This is a genomic window from Tenacibaculum aiptasiae, from assembly GCF_008806755.1.
Classification (GTDB): domain Bacteria; phylum Bacteroidota; class Bacteroidia; order Flavobacteriales; family Flavobacteriaceae; genus Polaribacter; species Polaribacter aiptasiae.
Genome location: NZ_WAAU01000008.1, coordinates 368595 through 382285, shown reverse-complemented (window position 1 = coordinate 382285; position 13691 = coordinate 368595). Strand labels below are relative to the sequence as shown.

Annotated in this window: 12 protein-coding genes; 3 read left to right on the top strand and 9 right to left on the bottom strand. The window is 30.9% G+C overall.

Annotated features, from left to right (window positions below):
- Both F7018_RS18320 and F7018_RS04595 read left to right on the top strand, forming a co-directional pair.
- Positions 1-332, top strand: a 332-nt coding sequence (locus F7018_RS18320) for a hypothetical protein (protein WP_175578641.1), incomplete at its 5' end; no start/stop codon positions are given.
- A gap of 33 nt (positions 333-365) precedes the next feature.
- The gene (locus F7018_RS04595; RefSeq protein ID WP_150898838.1) at positions 366-725 is read left to right on the top strand and encodes a hypothetical protein; all 360 of its coding nucleotides are present in this window, start codon (positions 366-368) and stop codon (positions 723-725) included.
- A 284-nt stretch (positions 726-1009) separates the two neighbouring features.
- Here the strand turns inward: F7018_RS04595 and F7018_RS04590 are convergent, their stop codons facing one another.
- The 7 genes from F7018_RS04590 to F7018_RS04560 all read right to left on the bottom strand — a co-directional run bounded on the left by F7018_RS04590 (position 1010) and on the right by F7018_RS04560 (position 7505).
- Entirely contained in the window at positions 1010-1909 is a 900-nt protein-coding gene (locus F7018_RS04590) for a biopolymer transporter ExbD (protein ID WP_150898837.1), read from the bottom strand.
- Between the two features lie 51 nt (positions 1910-1960).
- Positions 1961-3568: a class I SAM-dependent methyltransferase gene (locus tag F7018_RS04585; RefSeq protein WP_150898836.1), complete on the bottom strand. Its 1608-nt coding sequence runs from the start codon at positions 3566-3568 to the stop codon at positions 1961-1963.
- A gap of 86 nt (positions 3569-3654) precedes the next feature.
- Positions 3655-4278, bottom strand: a complete 624-nt coding sequence (locus F7018_RS04580) for a hypothetical protein (RefSeq protein WP_150898835.1) — start codon at positions 4276-4278, stop codon at positions 3655-3657.
- A 28-nt stretch (positions 4279-4306) separates the two neighbouring features.
- Positions 4307-4846 (bottom strand): NUDIX hydrolase, encoded by a 540-nt coding sequence (locus F7018_RS04575; RefSeq protein ID WP_150898834.1) that lies wholly within the window; start codon positions 4844-4846, stop codon positions 4307-4309.
- A gap of 37 nt (positions 4847-4883) precedes the next feature.
- The gene (locus F7018_RS04570) at positions 4884-5975 is read right to left on the bottom strand and encodes a M42 family metallopeptidase (RefSeq protein WP_150898833.1); all 1092 of its coding nucleotides are present in this window, start codon (positions 5973-5975) and stop codon (positions 4884-4886) included.
- 21 nt (positions 5976-5996) lie between these two features.
- Positions 5997-6821: a lysophospholipid acyltransferase family protein gene (locus F7018_RS04565; RefSeq protein WP_150898832.1), complete on the bottom strand. Its 825-nt coding sequence runs from the start codon at positions 6819-6821 to the stop codon at positions 5997-5999.
- A gap of 54 nt (positions 6822-6875) precedes the next feature.
- A complete protein-coding gene (locus F7018_RS04560) occupies positions 6876-7505 on the bottom strand; it encodes an NUDIX hydrolase (protein ID WP_150898831.1) in 630 nt (209 codons plus the stop codon).
- A gap of 103 nt (positions 7506-7608) precedes the next feature.
- Between F7018_RS04560 and F7018_RS04555 the strand changes: the two genes are divergently transcribed.
- Entirely contained in the window at positions 7609-7905 is a 297-nt protein-coding gene (locus tag F7018_RS04555; RefSeq protein WP_150898830.1) for a hypothetical protein, read from the top strand.
- Positions 7906-7966: 61 nt separating this feature from the next.
- Here F7018_RS04555 and F7018_RS04550 read toward each other — a convergent pair whose 3' ends face one another.
- On the bottom strand, positions 7967-10810 hold the full coding sequence (locus F7018_RS04550; RefSeq protein ID WP_150898829.1) for an endonuclease: 2844 nt from the start codon (positions 10808-10810) through the stop codon (positions 7967-7969).
- Positions 10811-10992: 182 nt separating this feature from the next.
- A complete protein-coding gene (locus tag F7018_RS18735) occupies positions 10993-13554 on the bottom strand; it encodes an endonuclease (protein WP_246175043.1) in 2562 nt (853 codons plus the stop codon).
- Positions 13555-13691 lie beyond the last annotated feature (137 nt).

Sequence of the window (13691 nt, the reverse complement as noted above, 5' to 3'; positions counted from 1 at the left end):
GGCAATTTTTTCTAGATGGTTTTGATAAATTCGTTGATTTAAAGAACAGTACCTTTTGTGAATGGAAAAGAGGAGAAAAGATTGGAGAAGAGATTATAAATGTATCCAATATAGATGAGTTATTAGATTATGAAGATGATAATGAATGGTGGAGTTGGGGTTTTAAACGTGCTGTAATGAAGGAGAAATATAAAAATATTGATGCTGCTAAATTAGCGTACCCTTACGGTATTTTAATTAGCGAGCGTTTAAAAAATGCACTAGAAGAAGCCAAGCTAACAGGTTTTAAGATATCTCCATTTCCTGTAGAATTTGAGTATTTAGAGGAATAAACTAAAAATAAAAAAGCATTAAATCCCATTAAAATGAAAACATTGAATCTACTTATAGTATTAAGTATATCTTTTTTTACGATTTCTTCTGAAAGAACATCAAAAAAAGAGACAAGAGGAAAAGATAGCATGCAAGTAGATTCATGTACTTTTGAGGATAAAAAATTATATGGAAAAATTAAGTTAGTAGAAAATGCTATTGATGCAGATGTTAAAGTAAAAATTGTAAATGCTTTTCCCGATTTAAGAGTTCAATTTGTAGAAAATTTTGCAAACAAATGTGGTGAATGGCAAATAGTAGAAAACAATGAAGATTTAAAGGTATATATCACTGAAAACTTTCCTGATATTAAAATTCAACCAGTAACTTCTTTTCCAGGATTATCTAATTAATATTCAAAATATATAAAATATTTTTTTTCAATCATTGATTAGTATAGGGTTTAAATATTTTTAATACTATCTAACTTGCTTATAAAAAGGTTTTTATTTCTAGTATTTATATAATACTGTTAACAATGAAGAGCTTTTGGATTCTTATAGTTAATTTATGAATAGAGACTAAATGTTAAGTTTAAGTATGTTATTTTATACCTTTTTTTAACTTTAAGTTGATATTATTTTTTACTATAACAAGAAATAACCTAATTATTAGAATAGATAAAAGAACTATAATTTTATTCTATTGAAATTATTTTTTGAGGGTAAGTTTTCTTAATCTGTATTAATTGTTTTTTATTAAGTTTATCAAAAGTTGTTTTGTATTTTTCTTTGGCGAGAAGTTCTCTCAATTTTTTAATTTCTTGAATTATTGTTTTTTGTACATCTACATAAGTACTGTACATAGTTGCTCTATCAGCTTTTATAGAGATAATTGATTTGGATTTATTTTTTAATTGATAATCTCTGATTCTTTTTTTTAATTGTTTAAGGCTAACTTTTTCATTGTCTATAAAAATTTGATTATCTCCATTGATGTAAACATTAATAGCACTATTTAAATCATATTCTATATTTTCAGTTTTATTATTGGGTAATTTTTCAGGAATTCCTTGATTATTTATATACTTTAAAGTATCAAACAACAAAAGAGTGTTCATTTTATAATAATCTAATTCAAAATCTTTTTCATTAAGAACATTCAATATTCCTTTAGCTATTATAGAAGGAGATAAGTCTGTAGAATTTTTAACAATAGAATCAAGAACAAATTGTAGTTTGTATGTTTTTGATAATTTATTTTTTAGATTTAATTGACAATTTTTGTGAGGTTTCTTTTTTGCTTGTTTAACTTTTTTTAGTTTTTCTGAAAAAGATTCAGAAATATTATAATTAAAGTCATTGTTAATTATAATTTTTTCAAATAGAGTTTTATAACTTCTACCAGTATTATCTTCAAGTATTTTTTCTTTAATTAAAAGTTGTTCAAAATTTGAAATAACTTTCTTCAATTTAATTCCATTGTCTTTATAACTTTTATAAAGACAAGTCATAAATTCATTTTCAGGTCTTTGCTTTTGACTAAGACAAGGAATTACATAGTATAAAAAACATAAAATGGTAAGAATCTTTTTCATCAAAACAAACCTACTAAAAAAATAAATTCTAAGCTAAAAATGTTTATTGAGTTATTTAGGTTTAAACAGATTTACTGAAACCGTTGCTAAATCTGAATTAGGAAACTTTCTAAAGGTATTTTTATCAGAAACTAACCCAATATCTTCCATAGTTTTCATGTATTCGTTTAATTCTATAATATACTGATCTGAATATCCATGTGTAGCATCATAGGCAGTAGCCGCAGTTTTCCCAATGTTTTTAGCTACTAATTCTGGTTTAGATGTGTGGAGTTCTATTAATAGCAATCCGAACTTACTAATAAAAGGTGTCCATTTATTAAAATGTTGTTTTAATGATTCTATAACATAGTTATTGTTTAAACGTTCTCCTTTGTACGCATAGGAACCAGTAGAAGAAGTAACAGTAAGATTTGAATTCGGTTTTGGTGTTTCCCAAATTCTATTATGATCTAAAAACGTACGAACATTTAATAAATCGGAGAGATTAATACCGTATTTGTTTTGCAAGTCTTCCGACATAGCTTTAGGGTTTCCAATATCACCCCAAATTACTTTTGCCCAAATATCGGCTTGTACCAAGTTTTTTCTAGTTATTTTTAATGCAGCTTCGTTATAATCTACACCAATAAGCAATAGGGGATAGTCTTCTAAAACTTTTCCTCGATTGGTTTGATTTTCTATTACATTGAATAAGTGTTTTAAGAATGCACCGTTTCCACAGCCTACATCTAAAATACCTTTAGGTTGTTCATGAATTGGTTTGTTGAATAAATCAATCACAATTTCATCAATAACTCTAAAATATGCCGCATGAGCTCCACCGCTTCCCCAAACATTCATCTCTCTATCTACATGAATTTCATCATTGTGAATACTTGGAGTATCAAACATTTTTGGATCTCCAAAAATAAGTTTATCTAGTTTTCTAAGTGTAGGGATATAAGAAACCGTTACTCCATAAGCACTAGCTCTTCTAGCAAAAAATAGTCCTTTATGGGTAAATTCATAAGAACCGTTACTTTTTTTAAACCAGCCTAATTCTGAAAGAATATTTAATAAGCGACCAAAGTTTTCAGCATCGCTATGAAACTCTTCTGCCGTGAATTTTGTTTGCATAAAGTATTTATGAAACATCCCGCTCATCCCTAACAAAACTATAGTTGGACCTACAATAATTCCTTCTATATGTGTTAAGATTTGTTCTAGAATTTTATTGTTATCTATATTGTTTATTCCAAACTTAATTTTAAAGTTTTTATATAACTCTTCTAGTTTTAAAAAAGGTTCTTTTTCAAATTTTCTAGCACTATAAGCTTCCGAAAACTGTAATAATTTAAAAGCTTCTTTATATAAATGAAAAAGTGAAAATGCTATTTTGGAGTTTTCATTTGTTTCAAAATGAACGTTGTTTTGAGTATTGTCTACAGTTTGAATAAGCCAACCTTGAGAGCATAGAGTTCTTAAAGCTACATTTAAATATCCTTCATTAGCTTTAAATTCTGTAGTTATTTCTGATAGTGTAACCGATTTGTTTTTTAAGATATAATCAGTAATTCCTTTTTCAAATAACACATAAGCTGATGGACATGTAACTATACCATCTAAATGTCTAAACAATTGACTTCTTAGAATGGTTTTTTCTTGTTTGGTTAGCATATAAGACTTTTTGTCTTAAATATAATTAAATAAGTTTAAAAGTGTCTTATAAACAGGGTGTTAATGTGTATGGTGTATTGAGTTTTTTACTTGTAAACTGGAGAGATTGTTTTTACCCAGATTTTTCCCGTTTTCGTTGATTCCTTTGTTTGTTTAATACAATTGCCTCTAGAATCTTTAGTTTTACAACTAACACGAATAATATCTACTGGTTTACCATCTTTATCGGTTATAATAATTTTTGAAAGCTCATTATTAGTGTATTTATATTGATGTATATAAAAAGTTGTAAAACGATCTTCTATTTTATTAATAAGGCCATTATCATTATGGTAAACAATGATTTCGTTTTTTTTGTATTGTTTTTGGGTATAGCAACTAATTCGTTCTCGTTGTTTTGTTTTCCAACGCATTTTACAATAGTAAGGTTCTTTGTTGGGATAACTTCGTTTTTCAAACCATAACTTTTTTTCAGTTTCTTCGAGTGTATTTCCTTTATTATTTATTGTTTTTGATGTTTTTACTCGACCATTTTTAGTAAAATGAAGTGTTTTGGTAGAGATTAAATTTTCTTTCCCATTTTCTACAGTATACGTTTTTTCAACCATACTGATTATATCACTAGAGTAACCGTGTTTTTTTAAGTATTTCTTAGAAACACATGAAGGTAATAATAGTATAATAAGTAAGTAAAGTGCTAATCGTTTCATTAGTATGGTTTTATACCTTTTTAATATACTAAATATTTTTTAAGATTTCATCGTAAACAAAACTATAATAATCGTGATACTGAGGGAGTAATGTATTGCTAAGTTCTTTTGTTTTGAGTAAAGTTTTTAATTCAAATAGTTTAAGCTCATCAACTTCTTCTTCCTGAATTTTTAATTGATGGATAGGCACTGTAAGTTTAGTTATATATACATGATGAAATTCATTATCTATAATACCGTTAGCATGATTTACCATGTGTTTTCTTGTGCCTATTTTATATAAATTTTCTGGAGCAATTGAAAAACCAATTTCTTCGTAAACCTCTCTAAGAGCAGCTTCTTCTATATTTTCTCCAGCAGCAACATGACCTGCTACAGAAATATCCCAGAGTCCAGGAAAAACCTTTTTTGTTAAAGCACGCTTTTGTAATAGTATTTGTTGATCTGAAGTATATATCCAAATATGAACAGTAGGGTGGAAGTAGCCAAATTTGTGAGCTTCGGATTTTAAACAAGTTTTACCGGTATAGTTTCCAAATTCGTCAACAATATCAATTAATTCATCCATAGAAGTAAAAAATCCCGCGTAAAGCGGGATTATAATTTTATTTGAAATAAGAAAAATCTTCTCCGTTTTCTATTTTTAATAATGTTTCGTAAATCATTTTAATTACATTTTCTACATCTTCTCTGTGTACCATTTCTACAGTAGTATGCATATAACGTAATGGTAATGAAATTAATGCAGAAGCAACTCCTCCGTTACTATATGCAAAAGCATCGGTATCTGTACCAGTTGCTCTCGATAATGCTGAACGTTGGAAAGGAATTTCTTTTTCTTCAGCTGTTTCTGTAATTAAATCACGTAGTTTTTGTTGTACAGCAGGAGCATAAGCTACTACAGGTCCTTTCCCCATTTCTAAATGACCTTCTTTTTTCTTGTCAATCATTGGGGTAGTAGTATCATGAGTAACATCTGTTACAATAGCTACATTTGGTTTAATTGTTTGGGTAATCATTTCTGCACCACGTAAACCAATTTCTTCCTGTACAGAGTTTGTTACGTATAAACCGAAAGGTAATTTCTTTTTGTTTTCGTGAAGTAAACGAGCAACTTCAGCAATCATAAATCCTCCCATACGATTGTCTAAAGCACGGCAAACAAATTTATTTCCGTTTAAAACATGGAATTCGTCTGGATAGGTAATTACACAACCTACATGGATACCTAATTTTTCAACTTCCTCTTTAGTTGCACAACCTGTATCAATAAAGATATTATCTGGCTTTGGAGCTTCTTCTTTAGCTCTATTACGTGTATGAATAGCTGGCCATCCAAAAACTCCTTTTACAATACCGTTTTTGGTATGAATGTTTACTATTTTACTTGGAGCTATTTGGTGATCACTTCCTCCGTTGCGTATTACATAAATTAATCCGTTGTCAGAAATATAATTAACATACCATGAAATTTCATCAGCATGCCCTTCAATAACAACTTTATATTTTGCATCTGGATTTATAACTCCAACCGCAGTACCATAAGTGTCAGTAATAAACTCATCTACATATGGTTTTAAGTAATCCATCCAAATTTTTTGCCCTTCCCATTCATATCCAGTTGGAGCAGCATTGTTTAAGTATTTTTCTAAGAAATCAATTGATTTCTCATTTAAAATTGATTTATTTTCTGACATAATATCTTGAAATTATGATTTTTATTCTTCTTTTTTAACATCTGATCCCCAAAAACGGCGACTTTCAATAAACTCTTCTTGTTCTTGTAACTGTTTTGGAGTTAATACTTTTAAAAATGAAGGATGCTGTTCTATTGCATATTCAATTTTTTCTACAATACTAGCTACTTCTTCATTTTCATAATCTATTTCTAAAGGCTCTTTTATTACCATAGATTGTAAAACATTACGTTTTTTAATCATCAGTCCTTTTTTATCAAAAGAACGTCTAAAACCATCAATAACAATAGGAACTACTGTTGGTTTAAAGGTTTTTATAATATGAGCTGTACCTCTTCGAATTGGTTTAAATGGAGTAGTGGTACCTTGTGGAAAAGTAATTACCCAACCATCATCTAATGCCTTACCTATGTTAGAGATGTCAGACATTTTTACTTGTCGTTTAATATCTTTACCAGAACTTCTCCATGTTCTTTCTACAGAAACCGAACCTACATAAGCAAATATTTTTGGTAACAAACCAGCACGCATAGTTTCTCCTGCGGCTACATAATAAATATTTAGTTTAGGGTTCCATAAATAACCTACATTCCTAATATTGTCATCACGTCCTTTTAAGGCTGCATTGAATACATGGAACATGGCTGCTACGTCTGCAAAATATGTTTGATGATTTGAAATAAAAAGAACGTTCTTATCAGGAAGGTTTCTTAATATTTCAGATCCTTCAATTTGTAATTGATTAAATTTTCGATATCTACTGTGTGATATTACACCAAGTGTTTGTATAAGAAACCTTTTAATGAATAATATATGTCCAAAAGGATTCCTTTTAAATAAAGGCATTTATAGTTGATTTTATTAGTGTAAAAGCTAAATTACAAAAGAAAAAGAAAATATTTACTGTTTTAATAAATCTTTAATTTCTGATAACATCATTGCAGTAGCTCCCCAAACAATGTAATCGTTTAATTTAAAGCATGGTACGTCTATATTTTTCATGTAAGAAGTTTCCATTTCTTTTGAGGTCAAATTGTCATCGTTTAATAAATCGCTAGTCAAAACTTCTATAAGATTTGCAACTTCATTGTTAGGAGTAAACTTCGGTTTTTCAGAAAGTAAGCCTAAAAAAGGAGTTACTAAAAAGTTACTAGGAGGGATGTAAGAGTCTGAAAGTTGACGAATTACTCTAATTGTGTTAGAAGCAATTCCTACCTCTTCAAAGGTTTCTCTTAAAGCAGTTTCTTGAAGGTTCTTATCATTTTTTTCAATTTTTCCCCCAGGAAAACTAACTTGTGCAGAATGAGTACCGTTATAACTAGCTCTTTCCGTTAACAAAAAACGAGTTTGATTGTTATCATCTGGGTAAAACAAAGCTAAAACAGCTGCTTTTCTTGGATTTTTACTGTCTATTAACTCTTGAGAAAATTGAGTTCTCAGTTTAGGAGCGAGTTTAAATTGTGAAGTTAATCCGCCTAAAGGTTTGTTTTGTAACTCTTCTATTTGATTTATAAAATCAGAAAAAACCATTCGCTTTTAGTATTTTTAGAGCAAACATATTAATTTACAAGGTGAAACGTAAATAATTTGGCTTGAATTTTGATTTAAAACCAATTAGAATAAAATTATAAGAATGAATAGAAAAAATAAATATCAAAAATTAGTACTGAGTTTAATTTTTGATGCTATGGGACTTTTATCGTATGCAATACCTGGTTTAGGGGAATTGTTTGACGTCGTTTGGGCACCAGCTTCTGCCTATTTAATGACAAAAATGTATAAAGGAAATAAAGGAAAGATTGCAGCTGCGGTTACTTTTATAGAAGAGGCTATGCCAGGTTTAGATATTATACCAACGTTTACACTTATGTGGTTGTATACCTATGTGTTTAAATCTTCAAAAGAACCTAAAAAAACAATAGAAGTATAATAAAAATAAAAAGGCAGCCTATAGAAGAGCTGCCTTTTTCGAAATTAAATAATTAAACAAATTACTTTTTCATAAACTTCTTGGTAAATGATCTTTGGTTATCATTTACTTCTATAATATACATTCCTGTATTTAAGTCACGTATGTCTATTTGTCTGTCAATTTTACCCTGCATTACAGTTTGACCTACATAATTTGTAATTTTATAATTAGCATCTCTACCATCAGCTAATTTTAATACGATATAATCTGTAGATGGATTAGGGTATACCTTAGCATCAAAGATAGGCTCTTCATTACCTAATTGTCCATCAATTTGAACAGTGGTCATAGATTTAGAAAAGTTACTAATGTTAACTGTATAGTCTTCTACTTCTCCATAAGGGATTGTTTCACAAGGAGTAGGTGCTGAATTCCATTTCATAGAAACACGCATTCTTGTTGTACCTAATGCAGCAGATGAAGGAACAGTAAAGTTATAAGATAAGTTTCCTGCACTAGAAGAAGAACCAGAAACTACTTCTTCAGAAGTTTCAAAAGTTCCATTTTGGTTAAAATCAATCCATACCTTCCAATATTCAGTATAAGAAGAACTTGCAAAACCAGCACTTACAACAATTGTATTACTTCCTACTGCAATGTTAGCAGTTTGTGAAGTAAAGTCACCATAACCTCCATTAGCAGATGTTACATTTGAAACTCCACCGATAGCTACATTGTCTATATATTCATAGTTTACATTACTTCCTTTAGAATCACAATAAGTAATTGTAGGAGATTTAGTAGTAACTCCAATTACATTACTTGCAGTAGAAATATTACCAGCTTGATCTTTTGCTTTTACAGAAAAAATATAGTTTGTAGCTGCTGTTAAGTTTGTAACAGTATAGTTTGTACTAGTTACAGTTGTTATTTTAGTACTTCCTCTGAATACATCATAACCACTTACACCCACATTATCAGTAGAGGCAGTCCATGCTAAGTTTACAGAAGTTTGTGTTACGTTTGAAGCTGTTAAACTACTTGGAGCAGATGGAGCTGTAGTGTCTGGAATTGATAATGTTGTAATAAATACTTTGTTACTTAGTGTAGAAATATTACCAGCAGCATCTATTGCTTTAATAGAATAGTTATATGCGGTATCGGCAGATAAACCAGTTACAGCATAAGATACAGTTGTTACAGTTGCTATTTTTGAATCGTTTTGATATACCTCGTACCCAGTAACACCAACATTATCTGTAGAAGCTGTCCATGCTAAATTTACAGTAGTTTGTGTTAAGTTTGAAGTAACTAAGTTAGAAGGTGTACTTGGAGCTGTAGTGTCAGCAGAAGAACCACCATCGATAGTATGACTACCTAATCCACTAAATGTATCTTTAGCTAAAGTATTCCATTCAGCTGTTGTATAAGTTGTATTTGGTGATTTTACAGATGATTTTCTTTGGAATGTTTGGTCTTTTCCAAAGTTAGCACTATTGTTTTGATCTCCAATGATATCAATTAGAGTACTTCCTTTAAATAAAGCTACAGCATCATTACCATTAAAGTTCATAACTGAACTATTAGTTAATTGAGCTTTGTTTTTTACTGTAGTTGAAGCACTACTGTGTGCAATAACAAAAACATCACCATTATTTAATTGACCAGTTAATGTTAAGGTGTTAGACCATGTACCACCACCGTTAGTTGCTTTTTTAATAGAGTATCCACTTAAATCTACTGTTGCTCCAGTAAAGTTTGCTATTTCAATAGCTTTGTTATAAGAAGATCCTTCAACATACTCAGAGAATAATAATTCAGTTGCAGTTCCATTTCCACCTGAACCACCGCTTGTTGTGGTTACACTAACAGCATTACTTGCTGCAGAAACATTAGCTGCTGCATCGTAAGCTTTTACAGTAAAATTGTATGAAGTACCAGCTGTTAATCCAGTAACTGTTGTACTTGTACTTGTTGATGTAGCTACTTGTGTACTTCCGTTATAGATATTATAACCAGTTACAGCTGTATTATCTGTAGATGCAGTCCAAGCTAAATCAACAGTTGTCTGTGTAATATTCGAAGCTACTAATCCAGAAGGAGTCGTTGGTGCTTGTGTGTCTGTGTTTCCACCATTTCCAAATAAATCTTCCGCTTGTGGACCACCCCAAATTTGAGTTGCTAAAGCTGGATTATCTATAAAAGGATTACGATTTCCTTGTAATTGTTCTAATACTGGGTTACGTTGTTTTTCTAAATCCGATACTGGATCTTCAGCATTCCATTGTAAGAATAAATCGATCATGTTTGGATCTGTAGCCACAGTGTTACCAACACCAACACCAGTTGGCAAAGATTGGTTACCGTAACGCAAGTACATGTACATCATCATACGAGCTACATCACCTTTCCATTCATCACCTGGATACCAGTTACCTTGTGGGGTAGCACCAGAATTTCCTGAACCAGCAGCAAACTTACGGTTACTACGTGAAGAGTTTCTTTGAGCATCACATGGTCTTAAGTTATGTGCATCAGCACCAGGACCACTTGTTCCTAAGTTAGGGTTAGCTAAAGATTTTGAATATACATGCTCACGATTCCATACTCCTGATCCTCCACCGTGGTTATCTTTTCCACGAGTACGATCGTTAGTAATATCAGAATCAGAATCATTCCAACCATAAATCAATACCACTTTAGTATTGTCTGTTGGATCTAGATCTGTTTGTTTTAATGCGTTCCAAACACCTGGTGTGTAACTTAAAATAGATGTATGCGAACCAATAATTTTAACAGCTAAAGCATCTTTTAATGCAGTACCTGTTTGGTTTAAGTTAACATCATTATAATAAGAAGGTATTTGTTGGGAGAAAACTGATAACGACGCTATCAGAAAAACGAAGGGTAATAGTTTTTTCATTGTTTGGGATTTAACGTTATGTTAGGTTTGGCAAAATTAACACTTTTTTAACATGTTTCTATGTTACCTAAATGTTAAAGATTAATAAGTTATCAACAGTTTTTATTGAGAATAACGTATTTTATAGTTAAAAGTCTTGTCATTTTCATGACAAGACTTTAATTTTTTTGAGTGGTGAAAAGTTATTTTTTAATGAATTTTTTAGTGAATGAACGTTGCCCATCATTTACTTCAATAATATATAATCCATTCTGTAAATTAGCTATATTGATAGTAGCATGACTAACTTTTCCAGATAATACTTTTTGACCTATAGTATTGGTTATTTTGTAGTTGGCATTTCTATCATCACCCAATTGTAATTTTATAAAGTTTACAGCTGGGTTTGGTGATATATTGGCACTAAAAATAGGAGCTTCATTACCTAATTTTCCGTCAGCTATAATAGATTGATTAATGTTTTTAGCACTTACACCAATATTAACGGAATAATCTTCAACTTCTCCATAAGGGATTGTTTCACAAGGAGTAGGAGCAGAGTTCCATTTCATAGAAACACGCATTCTTGTTTTTCCTGATAATGCAGAAGAAGGAACTGTAAAACTATAAGATAAATTTCCTGCACTAGAAGAAGAACCACTTACAACTTCTTCATTGCTTTCAAAAGTTCCGTTTTTGTTAAAGTCAATCCATACTTTCCAAAACTCAGTATAAGAGGTACTTGCAAAACCAGCACTAACAATAATTGTATTGCTACCGTAGCTTAAATTAGCAGTTTGAGAAGTAAAGTTTCCATAACCTGAATTTGAAGAAGTAGCATTTGAGATACCACCAATGGCAACATTATCTATGTATTCGTAACTAGAATTATTTCCTTTAGAATCGCAGTAAGTAACTGTAACAGACTTGGTAGTAATACCAACTACATTACTAGAAGCAGAAATATTACCAGCAGCATCTTTAGCCTTTACAGAAAATGTGTAATTAGTTGCAGCTGTTAGTCCAGTAACTGGATAACTAGTATTTGTAGTTGTTCCTATTTTGGTTGTTCCTCTATAAATATCATACCCAGTTACAGCAGTATTATCAGTAGCAGCAGTCCAAGATAAGTTTGCAGAAGTTTGTGTTACTGATGATACAGCTAAATTAGATGGAGCCGTTGGAGCTTGAGTATCAGGAGGAGTTCCTCCTTCAATAGTATGGTTTCCTAAACCACTAAAAGTATCTTTAGATAAAGTATTCCACTCAGAAGGGGTATAACTTGAGTTAGGAGATGTAATGGTAGATTTTCTTTGTAAAGTTTTGTCTTGAGCAAAAATAGATGAGCTAGTTGGATTACCAATTAAATCTATTAAAGTATTACCTTTAAATAGTCCGATAGCATCATTACCATTAAAAGATAAAACACTAGTATTGGTTAATTGAGCTTTATTTTTAATAGAAGTTGTTGCACTACTATGAGCAATTACATATACTTTTCCATTGGTTAACTGACCAGTTAAATTTAAAGTACTAGTCCATCCGCCTCCGTTAGAAGCTTTCTTTAAAGAATATCCAGATAAGTTTATCGTAGTTCCAGTATAGTTAGCTAATTCTAAAGCTTTGTTATTAGATGAACCTTCAACATACTCAGAAATTAATAAATCAGAAGCATTTCCTGAAGATGGAGTAGAAGAAGTAGTTATGTTTACTTTATTACTAGCCGTAGAAATATTATTTGCAGCATCTTTAGCTTTTACAGAAAAAGAATACGCTGTTGCAGCAGTTAAACCAGTAACTGAATAAGTAGTATTTGTTGTTGTACTTATTTTTGCTGATCCATTATAAATATCATAACCAACTACACCAACATTATCAGTAGCAGCATTCCACGATAAATTCACAGAGTTTTCAGTGACATTAGAAGTAGTTAAGTTAGAAGGAGCAGTTGGAGCTTGTGTGTCTGATGATCCACCACCATTTCCAAATAAATCTTCAGCTTGAGGACCTCCCCAGATTTTAGTAGCAAAAGCAGGGTTATCTATAAAAGGATTACGATTTCCTTGTAACCCTTGTATAATAGGGTTACGTTGCTTTTCAAAGTCAGATACTGGGTCTTCAGCATTCCATTGTAATAATAGGTTAATCATATTACTATCTGAAGAGTTTGCTGTACCAATAGCTACGTTACTTGGTAAACATTGGTTTCCGTAGCGTAAATACATATACATCATCATACGAGCTACATCACCTTTCCATTCGTCACCAGGATACCATCCACCAGATGCATCACCAGCATTTCCTGAGCCAGCAACAAATTTTTTACTACTTCTCTGAGAGTTAAAAGAAATATCTGCTGGTCTAACATGATGTGCATCTGCACCAGCACCAGAAGTTCCTAAATTAGGATTTCCTAGCGATTTAGGATAAACATGCTCTCTGTTCCATTGAGTTCCAGCTGAACCACCATTTGCATCTTTACTACGAGTTTTGTCTGTTACATAATTTCCATCAGTATCACTGTAACCATATATTAAAACTACTTTAGAGTTGTTATTTGGATCTAAATCAGATTGTTTTAAAGCGTTCCAAATACCTGGAGTGTATGATAAATTTGTTGTATGTGTACTAATTATTTTAGTTGATAATGCATTTTTTAAAGAGGTGCCTGATTGATTCAGATTAACGTCGTTGTAATAAGAAGGCACTTGAGAAAATACTGATATAGAAGCTATCAGCAAAATGAAGGGTAATAATTTTTTCATTTAAAAAAGTTATGATTATTTAATTTAAGAGGGGGATGCAAAAAAACAATAATTAAAAAGCTCCAATGTTACCAAAATGTTAACAGTCAGTAAAGTAAATGCTATGAAAAAGGAATTCGATTTATTCCTTAAATTTA